We start from the raw sequence: 14786 nt of genomic DNA, 5'->3' as shown, positions 1-14786 counted from the left end.
GTCAGGTGGAGCGTCCGGCCCAGTACGAGCCGTCGGGGAAGGCGTACTCGGCCAGCGAGGCGTCGTGCATCCGGGCGCTGTAGCCGGGCTGCGTGGGCAGCACGTACGCGCCGTCGCGGACGACGCAGGGGTCGGTGAAGTGCTCGTGGAGGTGGTCGACGAACTCCGTGACACGGCCGTCGAGGCTCCCCGAGACGGCCACGAAGTCGAACACCGACAGATGCTGGACGAGTTCGCACAGCCCTACGCCGCCCGCGTGCGGGCACACCGGTACGCCGAACTTCGCCGCCATGAACAGCACGGCGAGCACCTCGTTGACACTGCCGAGGCGGCACGCGTCCAGCTGGCAGTAGTCGATGGCCTCGGCCTGGAAGAGCTGCTTGAACAGCACCCGGTTCATGCCGTGTTCTCCGGTGGCCACCCCGATCGGGGCCACCGCCCGGCGCACCCGGGCATGTCCGAGGATGTCGTCGGGGCTGGTGGGCTCCTCGATCCACAGCGGCTTGAACTCGGCGAGCGCGCCGACCCAGTCGATGGCCTCGGGGACGTCCCAGACCTGGTTGGCGTCGATCATCAGCTCGGCGTCGTCGCCGATGACCTCCCGGGCGATGGCACACCGCCGCACGTCGTCCTCCAGGTTCCCGCCGACCTTCAGCTTGACGTGGCGGTATCCCGCGTCGACGGCCTCCTGGCACAGCGTCCGCAGTTTGTCGTCGGAGTAGCCGAGCCATCCGGCCGAGGTGGTGTACGACGGGTAGCCGGTCTGCTCCAGCCGCGCGATGCGCTCCTCGCGCGTACCGGCCTTGCGGGTGAGGAGGTCGATCGCCTCCTCGCGGGGCAGGACGTCGGACAGATAGCGCAGGTCTGCGGCGTCGACGAGTTCGGCGGGGGTCATCGTCGCCAGCATCTTCCACAGTGGGAGCCCGGCGCGTCGGGCGGCGAGGTCCCAGACCGCGTTCATGACCGCCGCGAGGGCGAGGTGCACCACGCCCTTCTCGGGGCCGAGCCACCGCAGCTGCGAGTCGGACTGGAGCTCGCGGTAGATGCCGCCGAGGTCGGAGGTGATGTCCTCGACGCCGCGCCCCAGGAGCGGACGGGCGCGCTGCTCGGCGGCGGCCACGCACAGGTCGTTGCCGCGGCCGATGGTGAACGTGAACCCGTATCCCGACAGCTCCGGGTCGTCGGTGCTCAGGACGACGTACGTCGCCGAGTAGTCGCCGTCCTTGTTCATCGCGTCGGATCCGTCGGCCGTCACCGAGGTGGGGAAGCGGACGTCGAGGACGTCCACGGCGGTGATCGCGGTCATCGTGCTCCCTGATGAGGTGGAGGGTGGGTGGTGGTGCGGTTATGGGGCCTTGACCCGCAGGGGCTGGACCCTGCCGAGCAGGACGAGGTAGTTGAGGGCCCCCAGCAGGGCCAGGCAGCCGATCACCGTCAGCGGGGCGACGAAGGAGCCGGTGTGGTCCACGAGCACCCCGACGAGGATGGGGGTCAGGATCCCGGCGAAGTTGGAGGCGAAGTTCTGGATGCCGCCGAGCATTCCCACATGCCGGGAGCTGGGCGCGATGTCGGCCGGGAGCGACCAGATGCCGGTGCCCGCGATCGTCAGGCTGGAGTACGCGACGGACAGCAGCACCAGCGCCATCCACGCCTCGGGCACCAGGGCGGCGAACATGATGACCGACCCGCCGGTCAGGCCCCCGACGATCGTGACCTTGCGGACCCGGTTGACGGTGTGCCCGCGCCGGACGGCCCGGTCCGCGGCGAGCCCGCCGAGCCAGCCGAACACGACGGCGCAGATGCCCGGCACCGCGCCGAAGAAGCCCAGCTGCAACAGGTCGAAGTCCCGCTCGGTGACGAGATAGCTGGGGAAGAAGGTGATGAAGAAGTAGATCACGCTGTTCAGGCAGAAGAAGCCGAACATCATGCTGAGCACGGCGCGGTACCGGAACAGTGACCGCCACGACAGGGCGGCCGCCGCCTCGTCGTCGTTCGCCGCCGCGCGCGCACCGCCGGACTCGATGTAGTCGGCCTCCGCCGCCGTACAGGACGGATGCTCCCGCGGACCGCGGTACACCCGCCACCACACCAGGGCCCACAGCAGCCCGACGCAGCCGATCACGATGAACACGGTGTGCCACGAGGTGACGGCCACGATCAGCGTCACGATCGGCAGCGCGATCACGGCGCCGACGCGCGAGCCGGAGTCCCAGACGCTGGTGGCGAACGCCCGCTCCCGTACCGGGAACCACGTGGCGACGACCTTCGCGGCCGTACTCGGTGCCGGGCTCTCCCCGGCGCCGAGCAGGAACCGGACCGTGATGAGGCTCCAGAAGCCTCTGGCCAGCGCGGTCGCCATGGTGAAGACCGACCAGCAGATGGCCGCGATCGTGAAGGAGCGCCGGGGGCCGACCTTGTCGACGTACCAGCCCGCCGCGAGCTGGAAGAAGTCGTAGGCCCAGAAGAACGCGGCGAAGACGAAGCCCTGCTGGGTGCTGGACAGGTGGAAGTCCTCGCCCATGAAGGGCAGCGCGACGCTCAGGCTGGACCGGTCGAGGTAGTTGATCGTCAGCCCGGCGAACGCCAGCCAGATGACGAACCAGCGCGTGCGGCCGACGGCTCCGGGCGGGCGTGCGGCCGCCGGCGGGGCGGCGGGTTGAACGCGAGGGGAAGTCATAGGACCGTCCTCCGACATCGACGCTGATGTGTATAGGGTCCGACGGATCTCTATAGACTTAGAGTGAATGCTATACGGAGTCAAGGGTTCCGTCGGATCGGGATGCGGACGGTGACCGGCTCCGACGGGGGAGAAACTCAGGGTTACGATCGCGAAGCAGACGTTTCCCCGCCCGGACTGACGAGGTGTGCGTGCCACCGAAGACCACGGCCAAGCCGTCGACGACCGAGGTTCACGCCCGGCTGCGCTCCTTGATCATCGGAGGGGAGATCCCGCCCGACACAAAGATCAACATCGTGGCTCTCGCGCGGGACCTGGGCGTCTCGCAGACGCCGGTGCGCGAGGCGCTCCAGCGCCTGGAGGGCGACAACCTGATCACGTACCAGCAGGGGCGCGGCTACAGCACGACGCCGCTGCTGGACCTGCCCGGTCTGCGCGCGCTGTTCGAGTTCCGCCTGCTGGTCGAGCCGTGGGCGGCGCGGGCGGCGGCGGTGGACCGGCTGACCAACCCGGGAGCCGCGCTCGGTCGGCAGCTGGACGACTTCGAGGGCCTGCTGGCCAGGCGGGCGAAGGGGGGCCCGGACCCGGACGTCAGGGACGTCCGTCAGGAGCTGGTGGCGCACGACGCCGCGTTCCACGCGGCCGTCATCACGGCGTCGGGCAATTCAGTGGTGGAGCAGGCGTACGGGCAGACCCACTGCCATCTGCACACCTTCCGGCTCTACCCCGAGGAGATCGACACGGCCAACACCGTCGTCGAGCACCGGCGGATCAGCGCGGCGATCGGCCGGTGCGAGCCGGGCGCGGCCGAGGAGGCCATGGCCGATCACCTCAGGAACTCGTTCGAGAGGTTCGCGAGGGCGTTCGGCGACCCTCATGCGGTGAGCGCTCCCCAGGTGCCGCCGCGGCGCTTCCTGGCCTGAGCGGCCAGGAAGGCACGGGGGTGTTTCCTCGCCGGGGCTACAGCTCCGCCAGCACCGCGTCGGTGAACGCGGGCCAGACCTCGATCGCCCACGGGCCGAACGCCCGGTCCGTGAGGGCGACGCACGCCGCCCGCGCCTCCGGGTCCACCCAGAGGAACGTGCCGGCCTGGCCGAAGTGCCCGAAGGTGCGGGGCGAGGACGACGCCCCCGTCCAGTGCGGCGACTTCCCGTCGCGAATCTCGAAGCCGAGCCCCCAGTCGTTCGGCTTCTGGTGCCCGTACCCCGGCAGCACCCCGGTCAGCCCCGGATGCACCACGGCCGTCGCCTCCGCCACCGTCTCGGCCGCCAGCAGCCGCGGGGCCTGGAGCTCGGCGCCGAAGCGCACCAGGTCGTCCACCGTCGAGACGGCGTCCTTGGCGGGCGAGCCGGTCAGCTCGGTCGCGGTCATGCCCAGCGGCTCCAGGACCGCCTGGCGCAGATACTCCCCGAAGGGGATGTCCGTCGCCTTGGCGATGTGATCGCCGAGCACCTCGAACCCGGCGTTGGAGTACAGCCGCCGGTTGCCGGGCGCGGCGACCGTCCGGTGCTCGTCGAAGGCGAGCCCCGAGGTGTGGGCGAGCAGATGGCGCACCGTGGCGCCCTCGGGCCCGGCCGCCTCGTCCAGCTCCACCGCGCCCTCCTCCACCGCGACCAGCGCCGCGTACGCGGCGAGCGGCTTGGTCACCGAGGCCAGCGGGAATCTGTGGCCCACCGGACCATGGGATCCGGCCACGGTGCCGTCCGCGCGTACGACGGCGGCCGCCGCCGTCGGGACCGGCCAGTTCTCGATCATCCGCAGGCTCTCCATGGGGCCCGAGCCTATCGTCGGCCAAGTTTCCACCAAATCCGCGCTTGCTCGGAGTGCACGCGAAGCTCCTGGCGTTGAGATCGTCGAGGGCTTCGCGCATCGGCGACGGCGAGAGGGTGAATCGGCATGACCCTGATGGAACAGGATCTGGAACAGGGCCTGGAGCAAGATCGGGAACAGGACCTGGAACAGGACCTGGAGCAGGACCTGGAGCAGGCTCCGGCGTTGGCCAGGCCGCGCGCGTGCGTGGGGCGCCGCCCGCACCCCCGGCCGACCGGCCAGGACCGGTACACGATCAGCGAGGTCGCCGAGCACACCGGGCTCACGGCGCACACCCTCCGCTGGTACGAGCGGATCGGCCTGATGCCGCACGTGGACCGCACCCACACCGGCCAGCGCCGCTTCACCAACCGCGACCTCGACTGGCTCGACCTCGTCGGCAAGCTGCGGCTGACCGGAATGCCGGTGGCGGACATGGTCCGCTACGCCGAGCTGGTACGGGAGGGCAAGCACACCTACGCCGAACGCGAGGAGCTGCTGACCGCGCACCGCGCGAAGGTCCGGGAACGGATCGCCGAGCTGGAGAGCACGCTCGCCGTCCTCGACTTCAAGATCAATGTCTACGCCAACGGCCGGGGTCTGCCGGAGGGAACGTAGTTCCACGGGGGTTCAGTAGGCGTCGTTGGCCGCGCCGCACACGCGGCGCCATACGCGGCGTCATACGAGGTCATGACGGCAGTCCTCCTCCTGTGCGGGGTGGCCGCAGCGCACCGACCCGAAGTCGCCGAGGACGATCCGCGCGAAGTTGCGCAACGAGTCCGTGCCCGGGGCGAAGTAGCCGGTGTGGCCGTCGGCGTGGTCGGCGGAGACGACGCGGGCGCCGAAGGCGGAGGCCGTGGGGTCCTCGCCGTGGCCCAGGCCCATGAAGTCGTAGCCGGTGACCCGTCGTATCCAGTCGGAGCCGTCCCGCGCCGCCCACACCCGGGCCTCGGTGCCCAGCTCCTCGGCGTCGTCCACGCCCATGCCGGGGCTGCCGAACGCCACCAGGTCGGACACCCGGGTGCGGTCCATCGCGGCCGCGGCCACCCCGCACACCACCGAACCGTAGCTGTGGCAGAACACGGCGGGCGGCGACTCGGCGGTCCCCGCCGTGGTCACCGCCAGCCCCGCCAGGAAGCGGTCCAGCCGCGGCGCGCCCGCCTTCGCCAGCCGACTGGTCGCCGCGTCCGGCCCGAGCCCGACCGGGGTGGTGTACCCCACCCACGCCACCACGGCCGTACGGGTCCCCGGCGCGTCCTGCGCCAGCTGCGCCCGCAGCGACGTCGCCATCCCGGCGGGGGCGCCGTAACGGTCGTGCGTACGGTCGAAGTTGGCCAGGTCGATGTCCGACCCCGGTACGACGACCGCCGTACGCTGCGCCGTCGCCAGGTCCCCGTACACCTCGGCGACCTGGCCGCGCCCGCGGGGATCGAAGGCCAGGATCTGCCGCCCGGGCGCGAGCAGCGCGTCGTACCGCTCGGCCAGCGCGCTGTCCGGGTCCGTCTTCCGCTCCGCGTCCCGCGCCGCCCGGACGGCCCGGGCGTTGGCCGCGTAACGCAACGCGAGCGGCACCCCGTCGAGGTTGCCCACGACCTCGGGGTGCCGGATGACCAGCGCCTGCCGCTGGGCGTGGCCGAGCCCGTCGAAGAACCGGGCGATGCGGGCGGGCGACGCGCTCTCCGGGTCAGGCAGTTCGCGCCCGCCCAGCGAGTGATCGGCCAGCCACTGCCCGGTCCCCGGCGGCGGCCCCGTGATGGCCTGCTCCTCGTGCGCCACGGTCCACCCGGCCGTCCCCGCCATGACGGTGATCGTGAGCGCCGCTGTGATCAGCCGTCGGGCGTAGTGCCTGGTGCGTAGCGTCTGGGACATGGCCGCGGTTTCCCTCTTCCGTTCGGTGGCGGAGGGAAACGTAAGGAGCGGACATGTGGCGGGGCGTCAACCCCCGGTGCCAAGTCGGATGTCATACCGGGGTAGGGGGTCCCCGAAAGAGATCCAGACGTCGGGCGGCAGGTCCGGCCGATGGGGCACCGGCCTGCGCTCCTCGGTCCACGCGTCCCCGGCGACTGCCGTGGCGACGCGGCGCCAGAAGCGGACCGCTGCCGTGTTCACGTCCTGGAAGGCGACTTCCCACGGGCCCGGGTGCCGGGCCATCACCTGCTGAACCGCGGACAGTCCGACCCCCGTCCGGCGCGCGCCCCGCACCACGAAGAAGGTGTTCAGCACGCGCTTCGGACCGGTCAGCCCCCGGACCAGGGCGAGACCGGCCGGGCGCGTGTCCATCGTCAGGAGGTACGCCGCCCAGTCGGCGTCGGCGAGCGCGGTGCGGGGCCGCTCGGCGAAGAATGTTCCGTCGGTGTCCGGCAGGATCTCGTCGTACTCCGACAGGTCATGGCGGAACATCAGCCACAGCCGCTCCACCAGGGAGCGGTCGGCGGTGGTTGCGGGGCGCACGGAGATCTCTGGCACAGGGCTCCTTTCAAGGCGGGACAGCTGCTGCGTGGTGGGTGTCCCGTAGCAGACTGTGGACCATGACTGACGCCTCTTCGACGACGCATCGTGTGCCCTACTACGCGCAGTGGGAGTCCGCGGACCTCGTACCCGAGTTCGTGACGGGTGCTCGGGCGTCGGCCGATGATCCGCTGTGGCAGAAGAGCGGGGCGGGGAACCGGGAGGAGTACGGGTTCTGGGCGTCGCGCATCTGCGGCATGGCCTGTCTGCGCATGGCTCTGGACCACTTCGGGCATCCTGTGCCGCCGTCGATTCCTCTGCTGCGCGACGCCCTTGAGGCGGGGGCGTACGTGCGGACCGGCGAGACCACCGTCAAGGGGCTGATCTACGCGCCGTTCGCCGACTGGGTCGTCCGGCGCTGGGGCCTGTACGCCCGGGCGCGGCCCGAGTTGGGGGCCGGGGACATCGAGGCCGAGGTGGCCCGGGGGCGGCTCGTGATGCTGTCGGTGCACCATTCGATCCGTACGCTCGACCCGGAGCCCCCGCTGCGGGGCGGGCATCTGGTGCTCGCGGTGGGCTGCGGGCCCAAGGGGGTCGTGCTGCACAATCCGTCGGGGTTCCCGGGGCATTCGCAGGAGTACCACCAGGTGCCCTGGGTGGATCTCGAACGATTCTTCGCCGGTCGCGGCGTCGTCCTGGGGAGCCGGGTGGGCTGACATCGCTGCCCGCTATCGGCTGCCCGGGGTCACCAGGCCCGATTCATAGGCGAAGATCACCGCTTGGGCGCGGTCGCGCAGGCCGAGTTTGGCAAGGACGCGGCCTATGTGGGTTTTGACCGTCTGTTCTGCGAGGACCAGCGACTCCGCTATCTCCTGGTTGGACAACCCGCGCGCGATCAGCTCCAGGACCTCCGTCTCCCGCGGGGTGAGGCCGCTGCGGCGCAGGAGGGAGCTGTTGCGGCGGGGGGCCGGGCGCTGGCGGGCGAATTCGGCGATCAGGCGGCGGGTGACGGAGGGGGCGAGGAGGGCCTCGCCCGCGGCGACGACGCGGACCGCCGAGATCAGGTCGGCCGGTGGGGCGTCCTTGAGGAGGAAGCCGCTGGCTCCGGCGCGCAGGGCCTCGTAGACGTAGTCGTCGACGTCGAAGGTGGTGAGCATGAGCACCTTCGGGCGGTGGGTGACGCCGCGGGGTGGTTCGAGGAGCTGGCGGGCGGCCTCCAGGCCGTCCATCTCGGGCATGCGGACGTCCATGAGGACGACGTCGGGGTGGGTGTTGCGGCTGACGTCCACCCCCTGGCGTCCGTCCGGGGCCTCGCCGACCACGTCGATGTCGCTCTGCGCGGCGAGCAGCGCGGCGAAGCCCGCCCGGACCATGGCCTGGTCGTCGACGATGATCACGCGGATGGTCATGGGTCCGTTTCTTCCAGGTCGATGAGGGGGAGCCGGGCCGCCACCCGGAAGCCGCCGTCCGGCAGCGGGCCGGTGTCGAGCGAGCCGCCGACGAGGCGGACGCGCTCGACCATCCCCACCAGACCGTGGCCGGTGCCGCTGGTCTCCAGGGGTGTGGCGGGGCCCTCGGCCGGGGGGCCGTTGACGATGAGGAGGGTCAGCCCGGAGCCGTCCTCGGCCGCCGAGACCGAGACGCGGGTGGCGGCGCCGGGGGCGTGGCGCACGACGTTGGCCAGCGCCTCCTGCACGATCCGGTACGCGGACAGGTCCACGGCCTGCGGCAGCGCGCCGAGTCCGGCCACCTCGTCGCCGAGGGACAGTTCGGTGGGTATCCCGGCCCGTACGGTCGCCTCGACCAGCTGCGGCACCTGGCGCAGCCCCGGCTGCGGGGTGCGCTCGCCGCGCGTCTCCTCGCTGCGCAGCACGCCCAGCAGCCGCCGCATCTCGGCGAGGGACTCGCGGGCGGTGGCGGCGATGGTGCCGAACTCCTGCTCCGCCTCGGGCGGCAGCCCGCCGATCCGGTACGGGGCGCTGTCCGCCTGCACGGTGATCACCGACATGTGGTGGGCGACGACGTCGTGCAGTTCGCGGGCTATGCGGGCGCGCTCCTCCAGCAGCGTGCGGTGGGCCCGCTCGGCCTCGCTGATGGTCTCCTGCTCGGCCAGCCGCCGCTGGACGTCGCCGCGCTCCCGCAGCGCGCCGCCGACCAGCAGCACCACCCCGCTGAGGACGAACAGCAGCACGTTGCTGCCGTCGCTCTTGGTCTGGAACGCCATGCCGAGGGCGAGCCCGGCGCCCCCGGTGACCAGCCACACCGCCACCAGGGTGCGGCGCGGCTCGCGCAGCGCGAGGGCGAGGAGGAGGAAGAGGTAGCCGATGATGGCGGGCGGCTGCCAGGGCCAGACGCGGTGCTGGGGGTCGGAGGCGCCCAGCACCACCAGCGCGGTCGTCACATCGGCGAGGATGACGATCCACCACGCCTGGAGGGGGCGGGTGACCGCCAGCAGCAGCGGCGTGCCCTGGGCCAGCCCGAGCAGCGTGGCGAGACCGCCGCTCACCCCGTAGTCCTCGGTGAGGAGATGGGCGGTGACCGGGACGAGGATCGCGGTGAGGATCATCGCGAGGGCGTACGGCACCTTCCGCCGCCAGGGCCGGGAGGACCGCGCGAGCAGCGGGGTCGCCGGATAGCTGGGCGTCACCAGGGCCCGGGCGAGGCCGCCCGCCTGCCGCCGGGCGGCCGCGGGCAGGCTCTCGTGCGCGGTGGACGCGGTGCCGGGGGAGAAACCGGCCGACGAGGCCGACGAGGCCGACGAGGGTGAGGACATGGTCGCCTCAGCGTAGGTTCGGCGTGCCTCGCGCACGTCATACCTGGGAGCCGACTTGTGGCTCATACCTGGGTAGGGGGCCCGGCCCGCCCCCTGCATCCCCCCTCCTGACACCCGGTGACGGACCCGCCTACAGCTCCGCCAGCAGCTCGGCCTTCTTCGTGCTGAACTCCTCGTCCGTCAGCAGCCCCGCCGTGTGCAGCTCGCCGAGGTGGCGGATGCGGTCGGCGATGTCGGCCGGGTCGCGGCGCGCCGGGGCCGGGGTGCGGGCGGGGGCGGGGGAGCCCTCGGCACACGGCGCGGGGGCGGACGCCCGTACGGCCTCCAGGACGGCGGCGGCGAACGGCAGGGACTCGTGGACCAGCCCGTACCCCATCCCGAACACCACGGCCGCCGGGTCATGGTCGGGGCGGCCCGCGGGGTGGTCCTCGGTGCCGCGCGGCACCAGTCGCAGATGGCCGTAGCCGCTCTTGGAGGTCGAGCCCTTGGAACCGGAGTTCTTGGCACCGGAACTCTTGGATCCCGTGCTCTTCCCCGCCTGGCCCTTCCCCGCCGGGCCCTTCGCGTCCGCTCCCGGCGCCTCCGGATCCTCCGCCGGTGCCGTGCCCGCCGCCTTCCCGGCCGCGCCGCCCGAGCCCCTGTTCTCGGGCGAGCGCCACTCCACCCCGGCCAGCTCGTCGATCCGGAACCGCTGGTCCCCGGCCTTCCACTTCGTGGAGGACGCGCCGGTCCAGAACCAGCGGAACGACACCGCCTTGCCGTCGAAGGACGCCTTGCCGTCGTACGCCTTGAAGGACAGCGGCGGCGCGGGCGCCGCCACCAGATGGGACTCGGCGGCGGTGTCCGTGTCGGGCCCGAGCGCGCCGCGTATCTCGTCGGCGTAGTACTCGGCGAGGGACGCGCGCTCGGCGGGCAGCACCAGGCGGTACGGGTCGTACCCCTCCCTGAGCTGCCCGTCGGCGACGTCCATCAGCGGATCGGCGCCGGGTCTGGGCACCGCGCGCAGCACCACCGTTCCGCGTTTACCGGGAGCGAGATCGACCGCGGACAGCGCTTCGTAGGGGATGTGGCGTTCGCCGAGCGCCTGGAGCAGCTTCGGCGTGCGGATCCCCCGTTCGAAGCGGATGAGCACGGAGTCGGTGTCGAACTCCCAGACGGTCTGAAAACCGGCCAGCACATCACCCATGCGGCTCATCGTATGCGGCGGTGGCCCGCCCGTCCCCCCTTGAGCGCTACGCGCGTCAAACGTCTTCCTCGCGGCCGGTGGGTGCTGTCCACGTGCTCACTACCCGCTTCTCGTGCGCTCATCCGCAGGTCAGCCCAGGTCAGCCGGGGTCAGCTCAGTCCGGTGGTGCACGCGGCGCCGTCCCCGCAGCTCACGGTCTTGACCCGGCCGACCCCGACCCGCGCGAAGTTGTCCAGGCTGGTGGTGCCGGGGGTGAAGTACCCGGCGTGTCCCTCGGCCCCGGCGGCGGACAGGACGCGGGCGCCGAAGCCGGAGGAGAGCGGGTCGGCGCCGTGGCCGAGGCCGCCGACCTCCAGGTGCGGGATGTCCTGGATCCAGTCGCCGGAGTCCCGCATCGCCCACACCCGGCGGTTGCTTCCCAGCTCGGAGGCGCGGTCGGCGCGCATGCCGGGGCTGCCCGCCACCGCGATGTCGGTGACCTTGGACGGCAGGTCGCGGGCGGCGACCCCGCACACGACCGAGCCGTAGCTGTGGCACATCAGCGAGACGCGAGCGGGCGTGGGCAGCGCGTTGACCAGCGCGCGCAGTCGCAGTGCGCCCTGGGCGGCGAGCTTGCCGGTGGCCGCGTCCATGCCGATACCGGCCGGGGAGGTGTAATCGGCCCAGGCGATCACGGCGGTCCTGGTGTCCGGGGCCTCGGTGCGCTCGTTGTGGTAGAGAGCGCGGGCCATGCCGACGGTGGCGGTGTACGGGCGGTCGGACTTCTGGAAGGTCAGGATGTTGGTGTCCACGCCGGGCACCACGACCGAGACGCGGCTGGCGTGGGCGAGGTCGCCGAAGACCTCTGCGGCCCGCCCGGGGCCCGAGGGATCGAACGAGAGGATCTGCCGCTTCCCGCTCAGCAGGTCCTCGTACCGGTGCATGCGCCGCCCGGCGTCATGGCGCCCCAGCGGGGTCAGCTCGCTGTTGTGCATGCGCCGCCGCTCGATGTCCCGGGCCTGGGTCAGCGCGATCCGGTTGGCGCGGTAGCGCAGCGCCGCCGGAGCGCCGTTGAGATTGCCGATGACCAGCGGGTAGCGGTGGACGAGCCGGTCGCGCTGCGCCTTGGTGAGCGAGTCCAGCCAGCGGCCGAGGAAGCGCGGCGACGCGTACGGGTCGGGCAGGGCGTGACCGTCGAGGGCGCCGTGGCGCCAGGCGTTGACCGACACGGAGAGCGGGTCCGAGTCTCCTCTGTGGCTCCGTATGGCCGTCCAGCCGGTGGTGGCGAGCAGGACGAACACCACCGCCAGGGCGAGCAGAGCGCGCCAAGCGGTGGAACCGGGAGAGGGAGAACCGAGCTCCGAGAAGGAAGTCACCGCGGGACACCCTAGGAGAAGCGCGCCCACAGGTGCCAAATACCGTGATGTGCATCACGTTTGAGAGCGTGGTTTTGACGGAAGCTTATGTCGGATTTGATGCATTTAGTGATGCTTGTCGGTTTTACTGCTCGGTGCGCCAGTTCTCGGCGAGGGCCGGACCCACATGGTCCAGGTGAAACGCGGTGATGTCCCGCAGGGCGTCCGTGGAGTCGTCGTCGCCCGCCCCCCACAGCTTCCCTGCGATCTGAATCACACCGCCGAACATCGCGGTCAGCAGCCGCGGCCGGGGATCCACCGATACGTCGAGGCCCTCGCGGCGGGCGATCTCCGAGGCGATCCGCTCCTCCAGCTCGGCGGTGCGGCGCAGATGGACGGCGAGCAGCGCCGGCGTCGACTCGATCACCCGGTACATCCGCATGTGGAGTTCGGCCGGAACCAACTGCTCGACGGAGTCCCCCATGGTGCTCCACGCGTCGAGCACCGCGCCCCGCAGGGCGGCCAGCGGGGCCTCGTGGGCGGGGCGCGCGCACAGGGCCGCGAAGAAGTGCGACTCCGCCGAGTCCTGGGTGGCGAAGGCCACTTGCTCCTTGTTGGCGAAGTAACGGAAGAAGGTGCGCTGCGAGACGTCCACCGACTCCGCGATCTCGTCCACCGTCGTGTGGTCGTACCCCTGACAGGTGAACAGATCCAGCGCCGAGCGCACCAGTGCGCTGCGGGTCCGCTGCTTCTTGCGTTCGCGCAGTCCGGTCGGTGGCGGTGCCACCGCCTCGTCCGCTGTCACCTCTCGTGCTCGCTTTCTGTCGCGTTTCGGCTGGCCACCCTACCTGTGGCCCACTCGACAGAGACCAGCTGATGAATCAGTTTGTCAATTGTCAGACGCTGACATTAGCCTCCGAGCATGACGTCTGAGACCACCGTCGCCGATACGGCGCCGGAACCTCCCATATCGGATCCCCCGAAGGGGCTGCGGGGTCATCCCTGGCTGACGCTCCTCACCGTCGCCATGGGTGTGACGATGGTCGCCCTCGACGGCACGATCGTCGCCATCGCGAACCCGGCCATCCAGAAGGACCTCGGCGCCTCGCTCGCCGACGTCCAATGGATCACCAACGGCTATCTGCTGGCCCTCGCGGTCGCGCTGATCACCGCGGGCAAACTCGGTGACCGCTTCGGCCACCGGCAGACCTTCCTCATCGGCGTCGTCGGCTTCGCCGCCTCCTCCGCCGCCATCGGCTTCTCCGGCGATGTGGCGCTCGTCGTGGGCTTCCGGGTGCTCCAGGGCCTGTGCGGAGCGCTGCTGATGCCCGCGGCGCTCGGCCTGCTGCGCGCCTCCTTCCCCGTCGAGAAACTCAACATGGCGATCGGCATCTGGGGCGCCGTGATCGGCGCCTCCACCGCCGCCGGACCCATCGTCGGCGGACTGCTCGTCGAGCACGTCAACTGGCAGTCCGTCTTCTTCATCAACCTGCCCGTGGGCGTCCTCGCCCTCGTCCTGGGCCTGATCATCCTCGTGGACCACCGGGCCAAGAACGCCCCGCGGTCCTTCGACCTCCCCGGCATCGTGCTGCTGTCCGGCGCGATGTTCTGCCTGATCTGGGCGCTCATCAATGCCACCGACTGGCAGTGGGGAAGCGCCAAGACGCTGGGGTTCCTCGGCCTCTCGGCCGCCCTCTTCCTCGCCTTCGTGCGCTGGGAGAAGCGGACGCGCGAACCGCTGCTGCCGATGTCCATCTTCCGCTCGGTGCCGCTGACCGCCGGGACGATCCTGATGGTGCTCATGGCCTTCGGCTTCATGGGCGGGCTGTTCTTCGTCACCTTCTACCTTCAGAACGTGCACGGCATGACCCCGGTCAACAGCGGTCTGCACCTGCTGCCGCTGACCGCCACCATGATCGTCTCCTCGCCGATCGCCGGAGCGCTGATCACCCGGTTCGGGGCGCGGGTGCCGCTGGTGGCCGCCATGACGCTGACCGCCGTCTCCATGTTCGGGCTCTCCCGGCTGGAGGTCGGCACCGGCACGGTCGAGATGTCCGTGTGGTTCGCCCTCCTCGGCTTCGGCCTCGGCCCCGTGATGGTCGGCGCCACCGAGGTCATCGTCGGCAACGCGCCCATCGAGCACGCCGGTGTCGCGGGCGGCCTCCAGCAGGCCGCCATGCAGGTCGGCGGCAGCCTCGGTACGGCCGTCCTCGGCGCGATCATGGCCGGGAAGGTGGACGACACCCTGCCCGACAAGTGGGCCAAGGCCGGACTGCCGCCCATGAAGCCGGAGCAGGCGGCCAAGGCGTCCGACGCCGTCGCGGTCGGCATCCCGCCGGCGCCCAAGAACACCCCGCCGGAGATCCTCGGGAAGATCACGAGCGTCACGCATGACACGTTCGTGTCGGGGATGGGGCTCGCCTTCGGTGTCGCCGCCGCCGTCTCGGTGGTCGCGGCGCTGGTCGCGGTGCTCACCAAGAGCGGTGACAACGCGGAAGCGGGCGGCGGGGGCGTGCACATCTGACCCCTCAGGGTCAAGCCCCCTATCCGGGTGGACCT

14 protein-coding genes are annotated in these 14786 nt (G+C 71.4%); 4 read left to right on the top strand and 10 right to left on the bottom strand.

What is annotated here, in order from left to right; all coding sequences use genetic code 11:
* Position 1: 1 nt before the first annotated feature.
* Complete coding sequence (locus tag HYQ63_RS13450; RefSeq protein ID WP_179934037.1) at positions 2-1306, bottom strand: L-fuconate dehydratase; 1305 nt, start codon at positions 1304-1306, stop codon at positions 2-4.
* A gap of 39 nt (positions 1307-1345) precedes the next feature.
* Positions 1346-2677, bottom strand: a complete 1332-nt coding sequence (locus HYQ63_RS13445) for an MFS transporter (RefSeq protein ID WP_179934036.1) — start codon at positions 2675-2677, stop codon at positions 1346-1348.
* A 191-nt stretch (positions 2678-2868) separates the two neighbouring features.
* On the opposite strand from HYQ63_RS13445, the gene HYQ63_RS13440 reads away from it, so the two are divergent.
* Positions 2869-3600: a GntR family transcriptional regulator gene (locus HYQ63_RS13440; protein ID WP_179934035.1), complete on the top strand. Its 732-nt coding sequence runs from the start codon at positions 2869-2871 to the stop codon at positions 3598-3600.
* 37 nt (positions 3601-3637) lie between these two features.
* On the opposite strand, the gene HYQ63_RS13435 is transcribed toward HYQ63_RS13440, so the two are convergent.
* Positions 3638-4447, bottom strand: coding sequence for a serine hydrolase (locus tag HYQ63_RS13435; protein WP_179934034.1), 810 nt, complete (start codon positions 4445-4447; stop codon positions 3638-3640).
* 126 nt (positions 4448-4573) lie between these two features.
* Here HYQ63_RS13435 and HYQ63_RS13430 point away from each other — a divergent pair, with 126 nt between their 5' ends.
* On the top strand, positions 4574-5104 hold the full coding sequence (locus tag HYQ63_RS13430) for a MerR family transcriptional regulator (protein ID WP_257231824.1): 531 nt from the start codon (positions 4574-4576) through the stop codon (positions 5102-5104).
* A 60-nt stretch (positions 5105-5164) separates the two neighbouring features.
* Here HYQ63_RS13430 and HYQ63_RS13425 read toward each other — a convergent pair whose 3' ends face one another.
* Together HYQ63_RS13425 and HYQ63_RS13420 are read right to left on the bottom strand one after the other, a co-directional pair.
* Positions 5165-6355 (bottom strand): alpha/beta hydrolase, encoded by a 1191-nt coding sequence (locus HYQ63_RS13425; protein ID WP_179934033.1) that lies wholly within the window; start codon positions 6353-6355, stop codon positions 5165-5167.
* Between the two features lie 66 nt (positions 6356-6421).
* The gene (locus HYQ63_RS13420) at positions 6422-6952 is read right to left on the bottom strand and encodes a GNAT family N-acetyltransferase (RefSeq protein WP_179934032.1); all 531 of its coding nucleotides are present in this window, start codon (positions 6950-6952) and stop codon (positions 6422-6424) included.
* Positions 6953-7014: 62 nt separating this feature from the next.
* Between HYQ63_RS13420 and HYQ63_RS13415 the strand changes: the two genes are divergently transcribed.
* Complete coding sequence (locus HYQ63_RS13415) at positions 7015-7650, top strand: C39 family peptidase (protein ID WP_179934031.1); 636 nt, start codon at positions 7015-7017, stop codon at positions 7648-7650.
* 12 nt (positions 7651-7662) lie between these two features.
* Here the strand turns inward: HYQ63_RS13415 and HYQ63_RS13410 are convergent, their stop codons facing one another.
* The 5 genes from HYQ63_RS13410 to HYQ63_RS13390 all read right to left on the bottom strand — a co-directional run bounded on the left by HYQ63_RS13410 (position 7663) and on the right by HYQ63_RS13390 (position 13032).
* Positions 7663-8343 (bottom strand): response regulator transcription factor, encoded by a 681-nt coding sequence (locus tag HYQ63_RS13410; RefSeq protein WP_123099280.1) that lies wholly within the window; start codon positions 8341-8343, stop codon positions 7663-7665.
* Entirely contained in the window at positions 8340-9707 is a 1368-nt protein-coding gene (locus HYQ63_RS13405) for a sensor histidine kinase (protein ID WP_179934030.1), read from the bottom strand. The genes HYQ63_RS13410 and HYQ63_RS13405 overlap by 4 nt, the downstream gene beginning before the upstream one ends.
* Before the next feature lie 130 nt (positions 9708-9837).
* The gene (locus HYQ63_RS13400) at positions 9838-10893 is read right to left on the bottom strand and encodes a DUF4429 domain-containing protein (protein WP_179934029.1); all 1056 of its coding nucleotides are present in this window, start codon (positions 10891-10893) and stop codon (positions 9838-9840) included.
* A 149-nt stretch (positions 10894-11042) separates the two neighbouring features.
* A complete protein-coding gene (locus tag HYQ63_RS13395) occupies positions 11043-12248 on the bottom strand; it encodes an alpha/beta hydrolase (protein WP_179934028.1) in 1206 nt (401 codons plus the stop codon).
* A gap of 124 nt (positions 12249-12372) precedes the next feature.
* On the bottom strand, positions 12373-13032 hold the full coding sequence (locus tag HYQ63_RS13390) for a TetR family transcriptional regulator (RefSeq protein WP_123099277.1): 660 nt from the start codon (positions 13030-13032) through the stop codon (positions 12373-12375).
* A 117-nt stretch (positions 13033-13149) separates the two neighbouring features.
* Between HYQ63_RS13390 and HYQ63_RS13385 the strand changes: the two genes are divergently transcribed.
* Complete coding sequence (locus HYQ63_RS13385; protein WP_179934027.1) at positions 13150-14751, top strand: MFS transporter; 1602 nt, start codon at positions 13150-13152, stop codon at positions 14749-14751.
* Positions 14752-14786 lie beyond the last annotated feature (35 nt).

The sequence above is a fragment of the Streptomyces sp. Rer75 genome, assembly GCF_013414305.1.
In the GTDB taxonomy this organism is placed as follows: domain Bacteria; phylum Actinomycetota; class Actinomycetes; order Streptomycetales; family Streptomycetaceae; genus Streptomyces; species Streptomyces himastatinicus.
This window is presented reverse-complemented; position numbering and strand designations above follow the sequence as displayed.

Excerpts from the sequence above, each read along its gene's own strand:
- HYQ63_RS13435 (WP_179934034.1), bottom strand. The coding sequence starts at position 4,447 with ATGGAGAGCCTGCGGATGATCGAGAACTGGCCGGTCCCGACGGCGGCG.
- HYQ63_RS13405 (WP_179934030.1), bottom strand. The coding sequence starts at position 9,707 with ATGTCCTCACCCTCGTCGGCCTCGTCGGCCTCGTCGGCCGGTTTCTCC.
- HYQ63_RS13400 (WP_179934029.1), bottom strand. The coding sequence starts at position 10,893 with ATGGGTGATGTGCTGGCCGGTTTTCAGACCGTCTGGGAGTTCGACACC.
- HYQ63_RS13385 (WP_179934027.1), top strand. The coding sequence starts at position 13,150 with ATGACGTCTGAGACCACCGTCGCCGATACGGCGCCGGAACCTCCCATA.
- HYQ63_RS13430 (WP_257231824.1), top strand. The coding sequence starts at position 4,574 with ATGACCCTGATGGAACAGGATCTGGAACAGGGCCTGGAGCAAGATCGG.
- HYQ63_RS13450 (WP_179934037.1), bottom strand. The coding sequence starts at position 1,306 with ATGACCGCGATCACCGCCGTGGACGTCCTCGACGTCCGCTTCCCCACC.
- HYQ63_RS13415 (WP_179934031.1), top strand. The coding sequence starts at position 7,015 with ATGACTGACGCCTCTTCGACGACGCATCGTGTGCCCTACTACGCGCAG.
- HYQ63_RS13445 (WP_179934036.1), bottom strand. The coding sequence starts at position 2,677 with ATGACTTCCCCTCGCGTTCAACCCGCCGCCCCGCCGGCGGCCGCACGC.
- HYQ63_RS13410 (WP_123099280.1), bottom strand. The coding sequence starts at position 8,343 with ATGACCATCCGCGTGATCATCGTCGACGACCAGGCCATGGTCCGGGCG.
- HYQ63_RS13425 (WP_179934033.1), bottom strand. The coding sequence starts at position 6,355 with ATGTCCCAGACGCTACGCACCAGGCACTACGCCCGACGGCTGATCACA.